This is a genomic window from Pelotomaculum sp. PtaB.Bin117, assembly GCF_002067195.1.
Classification (GTDB): Bacteria; Bacillota; Desulfotomaculia; order Desulfotomaculales; family Pelotomaculaceae; genus Pelotomaculum_D; species Pelotomaculum_D terephthalicicum.
In genome coordinates, this window is record NZ_MVQM01000099.1 from 1 (window position 1) to 15282 (window position 15282).

At 47.7% G+C, this 15282-nt stretch carries 16 protein-coding genes and 1 tRNA gene; 2 read left to right on the top strand and 15 right to left on the bottom strand.

Annotated elements, in window-relative coordinates; genetic code table 11:
• Nucleotides 1-172: 172 nt before the first annotated feature.
• The 3 genes from A4E54_RS15750 to uppS all read right to left on the bottom strand — a co-directional run bounded on the left by A4E54_RS15750 (nucleotide 173) and on the right by uppS (nucleotide 2146).
• On the bottom strand, nucleotides 173-562 hold the full coding sequence (locus tag A4E54_RS15750) for a tyrosine-type recombinase/integrase (protein ID WP_353681819.1): 390 nt from the start codon (nucleotides 560-562) through the stop codon (nucleotides 173-175).
• On the bottom strand, nucleotides 469-1113 hold the full coding sequence (locus A4E54_RS06605; RefSeq protein WP_282442322.1) for a tyrosine-type recombinase/integrase: 645 nt from the start codon (nucleotides 1111-1113) through the stop codon (nucleotides 469-471). The genes A4E54_RS15750 and A4E54_RS06605 overlap by 94 nt, the downstream gene beginning before the upstream one ends.
• Before the next feature lie 358 nt (nucleotides 1114-1471).
• On the bottom strand, nucleotides 1472-2146 hold the full coding sequence (uppS, locus tag A4E54_RS06610) for a polyprenyl diphosphate synthase (protein WP_240083183.1): 675 nt from the start codon (nucleotides 2144-2146) through the stop codon (nucleotides 1472-1474).
• A gap of 204 nt (nucleotides 2147-2350) precedes the next feature.
• Between uppS and A4E54_RS06615 the strand changes: the two genes are divergently transcribed.
• Nucleotides 2351-2608: a hypothetical protein gene (locus tag A4E54_RS06615; protein ID WP_240083184.1), complete on the top strand. Its 258-nt coding sequence runs from the start codon at nucleotides 2351-2353 to the stop codon at nucleotides 2606-2608.
• A gap of 244 nt (nucleotides 2609-2852) precedes the next feature.
• Here A4E54_RS06615 and A4E54_RS06620 read toward each other — a convergent pair whose 3' ends face one another.
• From A4E54_RS06620 to A4E54_RS06640, 5 genes are all read right to left on the bottom strand, one after another.
• Nucleotides 2853-3125: a hypothetical protein gene (locus tag A4E54_RS06620; protein ID WP_286725165.1), complete on the bottom strand. Its 273-nt coding sequence runs from the start codon at nucleotides 3123-3125 to the stop codon at nucleotides 2853-2855.
• Nucleotides 3126-3296: 171 nt separating this feature from the next.
• Nucleotides 3297-4454: a S1C family serine protease gene (locus A4E54_RS06625; RefSeq protein WP_240083186.1), complete on the bottom strand. Its 1158-nt coding sequence runs from the start codon at nucleotides 4452-4454 to the stop codon at nucleotides 3297-3299.
• Between the two features lie 109 nt (nucleotides 4455-4563).
• Nucleotides 4564-6357 carry an ATP-binding protein gene (locus tag A4E54_RS06630; protein WP_240083187.1) on the bottom strand — a complete coding sequence of 598 codons (1794 nt, stop codon included), beginning with the start codon at nucleotides 6355-6357 and terminating at the stop codon, nucleotides 4564-4566.
• A complete protein-coding gene (locus A4E54_RS06635) occupies nucleotides 6358-7047 on the bottom strand; it encodes a response regulator transcription factor (RefSeq protein WP_240083188.1) in 690 nt (229 codons plus the stop codon).
• A gap of 384 nt (nucleotides 7048-7431) precedes the next feature.
• Nucleotides 7432-7519 (bottom strand) — tRNA-Leu (locus A4E54_RS06640).
• Nucleotides 7520-7667: 148 nt separating this feature from the next.
• On the opposite strand from A4E54_RS06640, the gene A4E54_RS06645 reads away from it, so the two are divergent.
• Nucleotides 7668-9815 (top strand): acetate--CoA ligase family protein, encoded by a 2148-nt coding sequence (locus tag A4E54_RS06645; protein ID WP_240083189.1) that lies wholly within the window; start codon nucleotides 7668-7670, stop codon nucleotides 9813-9815.
• A gap of 281 nt (nucleotides 9816-10096) precedes the next feature.
• On the opposite strand, the gene A4E54_RS06650 is transcribed toward A4E54_RS06645, so the two are convergent.
• The 7 genes from A4E54_RS06650 to A4E54_RS06680 are packed head-to-tail and all read right to left on the bottom strand — an operon-like array spanning nucleotide 10097 to nucleotide 15277.
• The gene (locus tag A4E54_RS06650; RefSeq protein ID WP_353681816.1) at nucleotides 10097-10447 is read right to left on the bottom strand and encodes a DUF503 domain-containing protein; all 351 of its coding nucleotides are present in this window, start codon (nucleotides 10445-10447) and stop codon (nucleotides 10097-10099) included.
• A 21-nt stretch (nucleotides 10448-10468) separates the two neighbouring features.
• On the bottom strand, nucleotides 10469-11098 hold the full coding sequence (locus A4E54_RS06655) for an HAD family hydrolase (RefSeq protein WP_240083190.1): 630 nt from the start codon (nucleotides 11096-11098) through the stop codon (nucleotides 10469-10471).
• Between the two features lie 29 nt (nucleotides 11099-11127).
• Nucleotides 11128-11943, bottom strand: coding sequence for a metallophosphoesterase (locus A4E54_RS06660; protein ID WP_353681817.1), 816 nt, complete (start codon nucleotides 11941-11943; stop codon nucleotides 11128-11130).
• 45 nt (nucleotides 11944-11988) lie between these two features.
• On the bottom strand, nucleotides 11989-13251 hold the full coding sequence (gene fliY / locus A4E54_RS06665; RefSeq protein ID WP_240083191.1) for a flagellar motor switch phosphatase FliY: 1263 nt from the start codon (nucleotides 13249-13251) through the stop codon (nucleotides 11989-11991).
• Nucleotides 13241-14230: a flagellar motor switch protein FliM gene (fliM, locus tag A4E54_RS06670; protein WP_240083192.1), complete on the bottom strand. Its 990-nt coding sequence runs from the start codon at nucleotides 14228-14230 to the stop codon at nucleotides 13241-13243. Before fliM ends, fliY begins: the two co-directional genes overlap by 11 nt.
• Before the next feature lie 24 nt (nucleotides 14231-14254).
• On the bottom strand, nucleotides 14255-14629 hold the full coding sequence (locus tag A4E54_RS06675; RefSeq protein WP_286725173.1) for a response regulator: 375 nt from the start codon (nucleotides 14627-14629) through the stop codon (nucleotides 14255-14257).
• Nucleotides 14630-14653: 24 nt separating this feature from the next.
• On the bottom strand, nucleotides 14654-15277 hold the full coding sequence (locus A4E54_RS06680) for a chemotaxis protein CheC (RefSeq protein WP_240083194.1): 624 nt from the start codon (nucleotides 15275-15277) through the stop codon (nucleotides 14654-14656).
• Nucleotides 15278-15282: the final 5 nt, after the last annotated feature.

The window sequence follows — 15282 nt, forward strand, 5'->3', positions numbered from 1 at the left end:
CAGAGGATCTCGGCAGGCAGGGTTGGGAGGGTATTACCTAAAAGTTTTTACCACCGCGCCAGCGGTTTAGTCCAAAAAACATTAAATAAACTTGTAGGATAATTAAACATAATTTACTGTAATTTATCTTTTTCATATGAAACATAATTTATGATGTAACCGTTGCCATGATTTAAAAATCTTCTATATAACTCGCCGCAACATCTTCCGGCGGATTCGTATATCGCTGAATATACCGCTGGGATCGGTGGCCGAGACGCCTTTCCAATTCGTAAGGATCGGCTCCAGTTTTTTGGGCCAGATTAAAAGCAAACGTGTGACGCGGGTCATGCGGCCGTAGCGGTGAAATTTTACGCCAATCCCCTTTTACCTCCGAATCATGCCAGCGACCGATTTGATTTAGAATAGTATTAATTGACCGCGTTGATAGCCGCCCGTTTGGTGAACGTGCCGGAATACCTATTGCGCTTAAAAAAAGCGCTTTTGTATTATCACCCGTATCCCTGGGCGTTCTTGTTCGAGGTAATCTGCCAGCGCAGAACGCGCGTCTGCCGATAAAAATACGGTGCGCTCGGTTTTACCTTTCCCTTGCACCCGAACAATCTGGCCCTGGCGGGCTTTGCGCAAGATATCCACTTCGTTTGGCACCAACTGGTCAAGGTCTAACTTCACCAATTCCTCCCGGCGCAGCCCCGTAGAGAGAAGGGTATAGACAATCACCCGGTCACGCAGTGGCCGCCCGTTAGCCAAAACAGGCGCTTCACCTTTCGCCCAGCGGCGACCCTTTAGCTGGTAAAAACGATGCAACCGGTCACAGATGTTTTTCAGCGACCGAACCTGATCATCATTTAATGAACGCGGCTCTAACGGGGGAAGCCCCAGCTCACCAATACCTTTTGACGGATCGCCGGCCGGAAATATGTCCTCATCCTGAGCGCAAACCCAGGTGGTAAAGCCGGAGAGTGAAGCCAAGTGATTGTTAATTGTGGAGTGAGCTAACCCTTGCTCCTTTAATGCTGACTGCCAAGCTACTACATCACGCTTTAGACAGGTTGATATACGGCCATGCCCATAAAAGTCGGCAAAGAATTCCCGGAACCGTTTTAGGTGCAGGTCAGTCGCTCCAGATTTCGGATTGCGAAGATGTGTAAGGCCTTAAAAGTATCAAGGAGCGGTTACTATGCCTTTATCAAAAGGCCGTTAAGCAAGCGCACAATGAGAAGAAATGCACTATTGGAAACGATTAAGAACATTTTTTTGAGAACAATCATAAAATATACGGCGCTCCGCGAATAACCAAGGCGCTGCCGGTTAACAACCGACGAAGATTACATTCCGGAAACGGTTATATTGCTCCTTTAAAACTGAAAGATATAGCATGATCTCAAAATTAAGCACAATAAGCAGGAATTTTGGTTTCTTTGTGTCTACAACTGCTAGGTAAGGTCACTATGGCTAAACAAGTTCACTCCTATCCGCCCAATGTTATGTCCTGTGTTTCATACCAATCCAAGGCGTTGTATAAATGTTCAGGTTTGAAATCGGGCCATAATTCATCCACAACATAGAAATCAGCATATATTGATTGAACCGGGAGAAATCCGCTGAGTCTCCTCCGGCCGCCCCACCTGATAATTAAATCAACGCGCGATATATCAGCTGAAGCTATCGACTCAAGTAGATTTCCCGCAGATATATTATCTCTCTGGGAGATATTATTTGTTAAATGATTCAAGTCCCATTTCCATCCATAGTTCACCAAAAAGTTAATGCGAATAACACCATTTCCGAAGGTTTGTCTTTTAGTATAAGGAATAAGCTCCGGGGGAAACAATGGCGAGCCGAAATCACCGATAACCAGCAAAGCCCCATCTTTGTCAATAAACATATTTACAGCTTCGATACATGCCTTCTGAAAAGCCCTCCGCTGAATGGAGGGACGCTTTGTGTTATCCTGAGTAAAACCGTAATAAGTTAATTCTTTTATTCCAATATTTTTGCATAATTCATAAAGCCTTAAGCCAGGTTCCAACCCTTTCTCATACCCCGCCTCTTTTGGCAGTCCATTCTGTACGGCCCATCTTCTATTTCCGTCAGGAATGACTCCTATATGCTTTGGAAGCCGCCGGAACTTCGGTTGGGACATAGATATCTCACCTCTCCTAATAAGATATCCCAACCAGGATAAATTATAACAAGCACCCCCTATCAAACAATAATCCTTTCTACTATCCGGTCTTCTTTTTTACTATTTTCTTAAAAAATATAAAATATTATCTTTAATCAAAATCCTAAAAGTTGTAAACTAAAGTTAAATTATAGCATTTTATACTAACAGGGGGATTTAATTATGTTGCCGATAACGTTGGAGAGAATTGAAAAGCAACTTATTCGTTGGGGTTATCCCTCCCATTTGGTTGAAAATATGAAACCATGGAGTTTGATAAGCTGCTACGCCAGCGAGAAGAAAAAAAGGGAGGAAAAACAAATAACCGGCCCTCATAAGCGTAAAGTAATTATGGATACAGACGCAACATCAACAAAATCCGAAAAGAGCAGTAAAAAATACCAAGGCGTTAAAGTACCTTATCGGACCGGTAACAAATAGCAGAATAACCAATTTACGACTATGGTCCTATTTGATTTGGGATATTATGCTCATGCAAAAGGTGGCGATATTATATATGATACTTAAAAACCCAAGGCGGTGATAAGCATGTTACCGTATGAACTCAATATAATTGAAAAGAGATTGTCGAAATGGGGCTATTCTCGATATCTGCTTGAAAGAATGAACCCCATGCGGCTGGTCAGCTGCTATTACAACGCAAAGAAATACCACAATCCGAATGTTAAGCTGTATGAGTGGTATGATCAGAAACCGTTCCAATTATATAAATAACCCTGCCTATCAGCGGTTCCCTTCCTTTGACTTTCCGGCTTTGATGTGATTGTTTTTTTGAGCAGAAAGCGCTCTTTTTTTTAGACAAATATATTGATAGTAGACATAAACAAAAATAATATAAAGCGGCACAGCGGACAGGAATTTGATTTTGCTGGGTATCCACGGCAAGGAAAACAATATTATTCCCAGCACAGAAACCGCCAGCGCCAGGTTGCGCCATTTTTTTATTTCGGCTCCGCCCGTAATAATCACCTCGCTATTCGCGTTTATTAAAAGCCCCGCAAATGATAGTATAATATACCCACACCGCTGATTCAAGAAATAAAAAAAGCATGGTTTATTTCACCATGCTTTACGAGGACTTAAAACAATTATTACGTTCCTAATAATTTTATTTTTTCGCTTCAATAGTGGCTGTTACTGACATGCTGTTACCGCCTCTGATAAAATTTATCTCAACCTGGCTGCCGACCCCGGTCCCGTTTACCAACTCACTCAGCTCATCGGGGCTGCTGACCTTACTGCCGTTATAACCCGTTATCACATCGCCGCGCTGAAGCCCCGCCTTCGCGGCCGGACCGCCTCCCACCACCTGGGCAATCATCGCCCCGTTTAAATCCTTCAAATTAAAATATTGCGCCACCTCACTGGTTACCGACTGGAGATATACACCAAGCCACGGGTGGGTAACCCCGCCTTTATTTACCAAATCGTCGAAAACTGCTTTGACGGTGCTGCAGGGGATGGCAAAGCCGATGCCTTGCGCCTCGGCATTGATGGCTGTATTGATCCCGACCACTTCACCGTTCAGGTTCAGCAGCGGCCCGCCGCTGTTGCCGGGGTTAATCGAGGCGTCGGTTTGGAGCAGGTTCTTGTACTGGCGATCCTGCAAAGCAATCGGCCGTCCTTTGGCGCTGATTACTCCCACCGTTACCGTATGATCGAGCCCGTAAGGGTTGCCAATAGCGATCACCCAATCTCCAACCCTGATGCTGTCTGAATCGCCCAGGGACACAGTGGGCAGTTCGCCGCCGGCATCAATCTTCAACACTGCCAGGTCAAGGTCGTGGTCAGACCCGATTTTTTGGGCCGGGTACGGCTTATCATGACCCGCCAGGGTCACCTCTATTTCGTCGGCTCCGCTGATAACATGCTCGTTGGTCAATATATATCCGTCTGCAGATACAATAAAGCCCGATCCCAGACCGCGGCTAACTCTCGGTTGAGACGGAACGAGGTTCTGATTCCCGAAAAATTGTCTGAAAAAAGGATCATTGAAAAAAGGATCAAGATTGTTGCCGCTGCTTTGTTCTGTAGTATCGATTCTAACCACAGCCGGACTGACGCTGGAAACGATATCAGGGATAGTGTCCGGGCCTATTCCCGGCAACGAATTAAAAACCTCTCCCTCATTGGTCTCTTCAGCCCAGGAAAGGCCTGGTAATCCACGGTAGCTGCCGGCACAAGCCACAGCAGCCACCACCAGGGCAACCGCAAGAAAAGCGATAATTGTTTTCCCCCTGGGTAAAGATTTAAAATATTGGTTCATCTAAAGTCTCCCCCTAGAATCAATATTTAAAAATGCCGCATACTTATTATACCTTTCTTTTTTAACCGTTTTGTGAACAAATTATGACAAAAATAAAAATTATGCCATATTAACAGTCTGAGTATTGCTGCTCTTCAGCGGGAACAACCCTTAGAGCAAAACTAAAAGCGGAACCCCGTCCGACTTCGCTGCGCACTCTCACCAGGCCACCATGCGCCTCAACTATCTGCTTTACTATGGCCAGACCCAGTCCGGTTCCCCCGAGGCTGCGCGAGCGGGATTTTTCCACCCGGTGGAAACGCTCCCAAATGTACGGCAGGTCTTCCGGCGGAATGCCTGGACCATGATCGGCCACTTCCACGGTAATACTGCCTTTTTCTTCAACAGCCTTTACGGTGATTGCGCCGCCTGGCAGTGAATAACGCACCGCGTTTTCCAACAGGTTGGTCAGTACCTGCTCAATCCGGTCTTCATTACCCAGCATTAGGGATAAATCAGCCGGTATATCCAGATCCACTTTAACCTGTTGCTGTTCAACCAGCGGCCTCAGCTTGAAGAGAACCCGGGCGGCCAAGTCTGAAACACTAATTGGATTGAGTTCCCAGCGCATTTTGCCCGATTCAATTATGGCCAGGTCCAGCAGGTCGTGAATCAACCGGTTTAAACGCAAGGTTTCCTGGTGGATTACTTTGAGGTAACGATCCCGGGGCTGACTTTCGCCTATGGTGCCGTCCATCAAAGCCTCCAGGAACCCTTGAATGGAAGTAAGCGGGGTACGCAGTTCGTGTGAAACATTGGCCACAAAATCCCGCCTTAATTGTTCCAGTGTCCGCAATTCCGTTATGTCCTGCAGCACGCCCACAGCGCCGTAGCTGCCGCCCACAGTCTCCCTTAGGGGAGCCAAATGAGCGATGATGAACGTTTTACCCTCATTGACTTTAAATTCCGCGGAACAAGGCTCGCCTGACAAGACAACTTCACTGAAAAGACCGGCCAGGCCGGGACAGCAGGAAAGCTCGGAAACCGGCCGCTCCAGGATTTCTGCCGCATCCACCTGCAAGGTGCGGGAAACAGCCCCGTTTGCCAGGATTACCCGGCCTGAGCCGTCAACCGCCAGCACTCCTTCTGTCATATTGGTCAAGATGTTCTCAATCTTACCCTTTTCACGCGACAGGGCGCTGATGGTCTGATCCAGAGAACCCGCCAAGTAATTGAAATCTTCCGCCAGCCGGCCCACCTCGTCACTTGAGGTCACTTCGACACGCTGCCGGAAGTTGCCCCTGGCCATTTCCCTGGTAACTTCGCTCATTTGGCTTAAAGGCCGAGAGATGGAGCGGGACAGCCAGAACCCCAGCAGAGCGGACAAAAAAACAACGCCCGCGGCAGCGTAAAAGATCAATAAGCGCACAGCGTTAACGGTAGCTGCCATGCCCGAAACAGGAGCTGTCAGAACTAGAGCGCCGGCCACCTCATTGTTAATCTGCACCGGCACTGTTACCGAAAGCATCATCTGTTCGCTGCGCAGGACAAAACCTCTTTTACTAATAATCTTCCCTTCCAGCACCTGCTTCGCTTCCTCAGCGGTCAACGACAGCTGAGGCAAGCCGCGGAAACCGGAGTCTCCCCCCAGCAGCAAACCTTCCTTGTCGATAACCGTCAACCGGGCGTCCAAAAAAGTGCCTACCGTGTTGATCAAGAGTTCCATCGGCTGGGTCTGGCCTTTCTCCAAGTAAACCGCTACAATCCTCGCCATCTCCTGGCCTTTGCGCCCTAGTTCCCTTTCCTTGCTCGTGTAGAAATAATTGGCAAAGAGCTGGGAGATCGCGATGCCTACGACGGCAAGCGTAACCAGAGCAACAACCAGATAAGAAACCATCAGCTTGGAAAAAAGGCTGTTCCGCATTTATTCAGCCACCTCAAATTTATAGCCAAGGCCCCAAACTGTCCTGATGTACCGCTTCTTCGCTCCTGTCTCCAGCTTTTCCCGCAGGCGCTTGATATGCGTGTCCACCGTGCGGGGATCACCAAGGTACTCGTAATCCCACACATTTTTTAACAGCTGCTCCCTGCTGTACAACCTGCCCGGATAACTGGCAAGAAACCAGAGCAGCTCAAATTCCTTGGGGGCCAGGGCAACCTCGCGGCCGTCCACTTCAACGCGGTGGCTGTTGTAATCCACAATAATACCGGGATAGCTTAATATTTTCGAACTGGTTTGACCTGCCAGCGTGCTGCGGCGCAGCACCGCCTTGATCCGCGCCACCAGTTCAATCGGGCTAAAGGGCTTGCAAACGTAGTCGTCCGCCCCCAGTTCCAGTCCCAGCACCCGGTCGAACTCCTCACCCTTGGCCGTGAGCATGATAATGGGGGTTGTTTTGGTTTTCCGGACCTCCCGGCATACTGACCAGCCGTCCATTTTAGGCAGCATTATATCCAGGATAATCAGGTCAGGGCCGGCAGTGCGCAGCTTGGCCAGCGCTTCTTCCCCATCCCAGGCCGATTCCACCCGGAATCCTTCCTTTTCCAGGTACAGCCTAATCAGATCCTGAACCAGTTCATCGTCATCAACAACCAGGATCATATTTGAAGACATCGTAAGACCTCCTCTGACTCGCGCTCCGGACAAGGAACAGACAGGCCGGACCGTCCCCTTGTCATTGTCAGAAGAACCGTCCCCTTGCCACTTCCCCTTGCCACTTCCCCTTGCCACTTCCCCTTGCCACTTCCCCTTGCCACTGTCCCCTTGCCACTGTCCCCTTGCCACTCTTGTTGATATTTTCTTATGCTATACGCACTATTATTGTTGGTTCATACGCTGTTCCATGATATAATAAAATGATCTTTTTTTACATGCTTAACAGTATAATTATCTTAGCTATCCCATCGGGTCAACGCAATAAAGAATTAGCCGGGTATAAAAAAATATACAAGACTTTTGCCTGCTACATCCAAAAATCTTGTACTCTTGGTTTTGCTATGGTGCGGCAGAAGGGACTTGAACCCCCACGAGCTTAATGCCCACTAGAACCTGAATCTAGCGCGTCTGCCAATTCCGCCACTGCCGCAAGATTAAATTGCAACCTTAATAATTATTACAGAATCACGGGTTTTATTATAGCACGATAAAAAAATCAGGTCAATATGATAAGTTTCAAAATTGCTTGGCTTTAAATTATAAACTGAACAAGTTCCATAAAAAGAGAGGGGTTATCGTTGGATAAAACACTGTTACGGGATAGCAAAGCGATGAATTATTTATTCTATCCCCGTTCAATCGCCATCATCGGGGCTTCGGCCAACCCCGACAAACCTGGCGGCATGCCGATTGTTTCATTGATTAACAACGGCTACACCGGCGGCATATACCCAGTCAACCCAAACCGCAGTAAGATTTCCGGACTGCCATGCTATCCCTCCTTGATGGATATTCCGGATGAAGTAGATCTGGCAATCATTACGGTTTCCGCGCAGTTGGCTCAAAAAGCTCTGCGTGAGTGCGCCGCAAAAAAAGTGAAGGCTGCTATAGTATTTACTTCAGGGTTTGCCGAAGTCGGCGGTCAAGGTATTAAATTCCAGGAAGATATGGCAAAGCTGGCCAGGGAAAGCAACATCGCCTTGTGCGGCCCGAATTGTATGGGCATATTTAATGCCCAAAACGCAATGACAGCCGGATTTGTTATTTCAGAACTGCCGGAGAAAGTAATAGTGCCTAACTTTTTTGGATTTATCAGCCAAAGCGGCGGGTTCGGGGCGATAATGCATGCTATTGCCTCGGGACATGGCATCGGCTTTACTTATTTTATCAGTTCAGGCAATGAGTCAGACCTTCAATTCGCCGATTATCTCGCCTATATGGTTGAAGATGCCGCGACTAAAGTAATCGGCGGTTATTTAGAAGGAATCAAAGACGGACAAAAACTGTTTCAGGCAGCTGAAATGGCGCTTGAAGCAAAAAAACCAGTCATATTGATTAAAACCGGACGCCATCCGGCGGCAGCCAGGGCGGCTTCCTCCCATACAGGCGCATTGGCGGGATCGGACCTTGTTTACAGTTCTTTTTTTAGACAAAAAGGCATTATCCGGGCCGAAGGTGTTGAAGAATTCATTACCATACTTTCCTTGCTGGCCTGCGGCAGCCTGCCCCGTGGGAACAAGGTGGGCATTATTGTCGGCTCCGGCGGAAATGGCGTCTTGCTGGCCGACAAGTGTATCGAAGCCGGTCTTGAAGTGGGGTCGCTGACCGCTCAAACTCAAGCCGCTCTCAGCAAGCTGCTGCCGTCATTCGGCACAACGGCCAACCCGATAGACATGACTTCAAAGATTTTGACTGACACCAACCTGTTAAGAGATACAACAAACCTGGTAATTAAAGACCCCGGCGTGGACATGCTGATTATCTTGCACTGGGCCTCCCGCAAGGGCTGGTCGCAGCCGACAAGAGAAATTGTTGATTTATTGGCGCATTCGGGCAAGCCCGTGCTGGTGTTGGTGTGGGGTTCGGATGAAGCGGCCATTGAAGATCTGCGTTTCTTCAGAGAACACCGGGTTCCCGCCGTAAGAGAGATTGATTATGCGACGCGTAGTCTGGCCGCGTTGGCGAAATACTCCGCTAAAGCTGCTTCTTATTCTAACCAGCCTAAAATTTCTCTCTCCCTTGTGCCCAACCAGGAGAAAGCAGCCCTTCTGCTAAAAAGTTATAAACCCGGCGACAAGCTTTCTGAATCACAATCAAAAGAAATACTAAGTTCTTGCGGCATCCCGGCCACAAGGGAATGCTTAGCCGCTAATGAAGAAGAGGCGGTAAAAATAGCAGCCGGCCTTGGCTTCCCCGTAGTTTTAAAAATCGACTCGCCTGACATACCTCATAAGACTGAAGCCGGAGGAGTCAGGCTTAACCTTGATACACCGTCAAAAATTAAAGAAGCGTACAGAGATATTATCTGGGCAGTGCAAGAATACCGCCCTGATGCCCTGATCCGGGGCGTTCTGGTTCAGGAAATGCTTAGCGGGGGAATCGAAGTTATCGCCGGCGTTAGTCGTGACCCGGTCTTCGGCCCGACCGTGTTGTTCGGTTTAGGAGGAATCTTCGTTGAAGCGCTGGAAGACGTATCTTTAAGAGTCGCCCCTTTAAGCGCGGCAGATGCCAGAGAAATGATCAGTGAAATAAAAGGATTCCGGGTTTTATCCGGTCTTCGCGGCAAGCCCCCCATGGATCAGGAGGCCATTGCGGATGTGCTTTTAAAATTATCCCAAATCGCGCTGGACTTTCCCCAAATTGACGAGCTTGATATCAACCCCTTGTTTGTATATCCAAAAGGCCGGGGCGTCCGGGCAGCCGATGTTTTGCTCACCATAAGATAATATCCAGAAGAAACGACAAAAACAACCCCTTTACATGTCACCCCTGGGGCATATAATTTATAACAGGGGTGTTAATTGATGGCAATAGATCGTTTAGTGGGCAAATACGTACCTGACAAAAACGGTAAGCTGAGACACACCTTAAACCTTATGGGAACAAATGCCAACACACATATTCCTACTCCCATACGTTATAATTATTCTTTTATAATCAGCGCAACTGAGTCATGGTATAAACGGGTATGGTTTTGGGTGAAACAGAGCATCAAGTAAGCAGGCTGCTAAAATAACTGTATTTGATAATCAGTGATAGTCAACATTCCTTGGGTCTCGATAAATTTCACGACAGCGGCAAAGACTTTGTGCACATAGGCCTGTTCATTGCTGATCATTGACAGCCCCAGCGTGGAGCGCTGCCAGATGTCCTGCTCTCCGATCTCGGCGATGGAAACGTTAAACCGTTTTTTTATCCGGTCTATAACGCTTTTCAGTACTTTTCTCTTTTCTTTGAGTGAGTGGACTTCGCCAATGAACAGTTCAACAGTTAAAATCCCGACAATCAATCTACTCCCCTCCGGCGATAAGGGGGAAGCAGGGGGACGTTCTTTTTTCTTCCCACTTGTGGTAAGCAAAAGAACGTCCCCCTGCTTCCCCTACAGATACAGACTTATTTCTTCCCAGCTGTCCAGCAAACCGTCCGGCGCCAGCTTCGCTAATTCTTCCCTGCTGTCCAGTCCCCAGGTTACACCCAAAGCGCGCGCGCCGGCGTTTTGGGCGGTTAATATGTCGAAGCTGCTGTCACCGACCAAAACTGACCGGTCCGCCGCGGTTTCCAACGCCGCCAAGGCGTTTAACAACGACTCCGGATCGGGCTTTGGTTTAACAATGTCGTGCGCCGTTACCACTACATCCATCAAACAATCCAATCCTGTGTAAGCAATCGTGCGCAAAGTAACCGGCTTGCCCTTTGAAGTAACCACACCGAGTTTAAGGCCCATGTTTTTTAAACGGCTGATCATCTCATATGTGCCTGGAAACAGTTTGGTCAGGCGGTCATGCTCCAGCTGATAATAATACTGATACAGCTCAACAAACCGGGGTTCACTTTTCCCGACAAAACGCCTGGCTATTTCCGCCAGAGGCAGTCCGATTAACTTCACCACATCATTATCACCCCAGGGTATCTTCATATCTCTAAACACTTTCCTGTAGGTCTGGACAATCAAAGGCAAAGTATCCGCAAGAGTACCGTCAAGGTCGAATAATACAGCCTCGGTATTCACCAATAACCCTCTTTCCGCTTCTACGTTGTCTACCCTTGCATAATTTCTACCGGTGTGAAATTTACGTAATCGGCGCTTACCAGATGAAAATTTATCCCCCAGGCGCGCTCCGGCAGTTTCCACCGCGCGGCATCCGCATGCAGGTGGCCGTAAACCACGGAGTCCACCCCGTACCGCAAGAACAGGTCAATTAGATCATTTTTTTCGTGCTGCTCGTTGGTAGGCATAAAGTGGGTGATTACAATTATCTTACGAACTCCTTTGACACCTTTTAACGAGTTTTCCATTCTGAGCAGTTCCCGGCGGTAAATTTTCTGATCCTCTTCTTTATAGTGCGCTTCACCCGGGCTATTCCATCCTCGCGACCCGCAGACGGCAAAACTGCCAAAAACCAGATGGTCGTTCTGGATCACCCGCATATTTGCAGGCAAGGCCGCGCGCACTTGGGACAGGCTTTGCCACCAGTAGTCATGATTTCCGGCCACCCCGACAATGGTTCCCGGTAGAAGACCCAGAAATCCCAGATCATAGCGCGCCTCGCCAAGTTTCATCGCCCAGGAAAAATCACCGGGCATCAAGACCAAATCCGCTGCGCTTATCACGCTCAGCCAATTGTCGTAAATCTTCCGGTAGTGCTCGTACCATAACTCACCGAAAATATCCATGGGTTTGGAGGTCTTTGCATTGTCCCAGCGGCGAGGGTCCACCGGACTGTTAAAAGATAAGTGCACATCCCCTATGGCGAAAACTTTCAATTTTCTCTCCTCTAAATGCTCAATTACATCGCAGCCTTGATTAGGGCCGTCTTCAATGATTAACAGCTTATTATTGCATTTCTTTGCCAAATTTATACCCGTTATGCGGCTATTAGCTAAGATACCCTGACCTGATCAGGGTATCTTTCTTTGCATAAGCTTTTGCAATCTTTCCTCTTGACCAATAATACTGGTAATACGCACGCCAAAGTTTTCATTTACAACCACGACTTCCCCCATCGCCACAAGAATGCCGTTGACCAGTATTTCCACCGGCTCATCCACCAGATTCTCCAATTCGACCACGGAACCGGGTGTTATCCCCAGGATATCCTTAATCGGCCACTTGGTCCGCCCAAGCAAGGCGGTTACTTTTACAGGAATGTCCAAAATCATATCCAATCGCTTTTGGTCAACCCCGGGCGGAGCAGCCAGCGTTGTTGACGCAAAAGTTTTAGCAGGCATTCGCTGCGCCGGCGTTGTTTTCGCGCCTGTTACCGGCTTAGGCGGCTCCGGTTTGAGAAGGCCTTCCGGCATGCCGCTTAATAAATCGTCCGTCAATTCGCTGATTCCTGCACTGTCCAATATTTCCTCAGCAGCTTCTTCAACCGGATTCTCTTCTTTAACATCCTGAATATCCTGCTCCCTACCCGCTTCCTCATACAAATTGCCGAGAATAAAGCCCGCTTCTTCCCTGGCCGTTTCCACCCCCATAACCTGCATGATCCGGGTATCTAAAATTTCACCTATGGTCATTTTAAATGAAACGACCACAACCGGGCCGCCCACTTCCGTTTGCAGAGGGATCATTCCTTCAACTTGGCGGTATACAATTGTTTCAGGGGGAGAAATGTTTACTGTCCGGCCAAACATTGACGCCATGGAAGTTGATGAAGAGCCGATCATCTGGTTCATCGCCTCTGATGCCGCACTGATACCGATATCATTCAACTCTTCGGATGTGTTTGTGCCGTCTCCCCCCATCATCAGGTCGGCCAGCACGGCGGCGTCATCCAATCTCATCATCAGCAGGTTGAACCCGGAAAGCCCTTCGATATATTGAATATAGATGGTCATGTAAGGAACAGTAAAGCTCGCAAACAAATCCTCAATAGTGGTGATACTGACCTGCGGACTCGTAATGTTAACCTTCTGGTTGAGCAGCATTGACAGGGTTGTTGAAGCGGCCCCCATGCAAATGTTGCCGACCTCCCCCAGCGCGTCTTTTTCTTCATCTGTTAAATCTATTAACGCGCTTGCTTCTGTCACCGGTTCCTCAATATCCGGCTTTTCCTCCTGGATATCTTCACTAAGCATTTCAACTTGCTCGGTCTCAACATCTGAACCGCCCAAGAGAGCATCAATTTCTTCTTGTTTTAATAATCCATCAGACATCATGATCGCCTTCCCCCGCCAGCGCGGTTATTTGTACGGCGAACTGGTCTCCCAGCGTACCGGCTTGCGCTTTATATTTCAAATTTTCACCAACGTAAACATCCATATCCTGATCCAACTTCCTGTCCATGACCAGCACATCACCTTCCTGCAACTGTAAAAAATCCCGAACTGTTATTTGTGCCCGCCCGGTTACGACAGTTAGTTCAATCTTCGGAAGGCCAAGCCAATACTCGACTTTTTTCCTCTCTTTCTCGTCCGCGGCGGAAATATGCGCTCCAAAACGCTTTTGCGCCGGTTGAATAATGACCGGATCGAGCAAAGTGAAAGGCAGGCAAAGGTTAATAAAGCCTTTTGTTGATTCTCCCACTTTGGTAGTCATGGTTATCAAAGCTACAATCTCGTTAAATGGGAAAATTTGATGCAAGTTGGGGTTTGTTTCCACGGATAAGATCTCATGTTCAACCGGAACAATATCTTTCCATGACAATACTAAGTTGTCCAATACAATGTCACTGACATTTTTCGTAACAGAGAGTTCTATATCCGTCAGTTCCCGGACTTCTCCCGGCGCATCCCCGTTTCCACCGAAAAAAAGGTCGATCATGGGGAATAAAAACATCGGATCAAATTGAATAATGGCATTTTCATTAAAAGGCTTTACCTTAAAAATGGTGATAACAGTCGGGCTCGGTATGGATTTAATAAAATCTTCATACGTCAGCTGATCAACGGAAACAACTTCCACCTGAATATTGTTTCTCAGATAACCAGTTAAAAAATTCGTTAAAAACCTTGCAAAAACACCATGCAGCACCTGCAGGGAACGCAGGTGTTCCTCGGAAAATTTATTCGGACGCCGAAAATCATAAAGCTTATAATCAATATTCTTTTGGGTGTCCTTTAGCTCCTCAATTTTCATCTCGCCAGTTGACAGCGCGTTCAACAAGGCATCTATTTCACTCTGGGAAAGTACGTCCATAAGTTATTCCTTCCCTAAATACATTTACTGGCCGGCCCTGGCCATGACTCTCTCGATGGCCTGGAGGATCCGGTCCTGCTGGAACGGCTTAACGATAAAGTCTTTCGCGCCGGCCTGGATCGCCTCCATTACCATGGCTTGCTGGCCCATCGCGCTGCACATGATCACGTTGGCATTGGGATCAATGCCGCGAATTGCTTTAACCCCTTCAATCCCGTTCATTTCCGGCATGGTAATGTCCATAGTGACGAGGTCGGGCTTATGCTGCTTGTACAAGTCCACGGCAACTTGCCCGTTTTCAGCTTCGCCGACTACCTCGTAGCCGTTCTTGGTAACGATATTTTTAATCATCATTCGCATGAAAGCCACGTCGTCAACGATTAAAATCCGTTTTCCCAAAATAGTTTCCCTCCTGTTGATAAACTATACCCCTTCGGTAACGCCAAGTGCTTCAAAAAGCCGGTTTAAGGCTCCGGTTTCCGGCAACATAAAAAAGTGCCCTCTTATTTCGTCCGTTTCCTGAAAAAAAACTGTCTCAATAAACAGCACTTGATCATCCCAGTGACCGCTGGCCACCAGGGAAGTACTTAGAATTGCCCCAAACATATCAAAAGCAAACATGGGGACCGACGTATTCATTCTCAGACCGGTCATCCCGCCGATGGCGTTCATGAATGAGCCTGTCAGCACATTGCCTATTTCTGAAACAGCCGACTCACCCATGACGTCCAGCTCCGTAACATTACCAACCTCCTGTCCCGTCAACATTTCGATTAGCCTGTAGGTGCTCCGCTCCGTAAAAATAAACAATACGGTACCGTGAATATCACCTTCTAGATTTAAAAAGACACAAGATACTATTTCTTCAGGCCCACCGACCATGTCGAATATTTCTTCCACATCAAAAAAGAAGGCTTTGGGAACAGCCATATCCACTTTTTTATCAAGCAATTCAGCCAGGGCGGTAGCCGCGTTGCCCAAGCCGATATTGCTTATTTCCTGTAAAGCGTCAATATAGACATCCGGGATTACCTTTTTTTTTATCATATTAA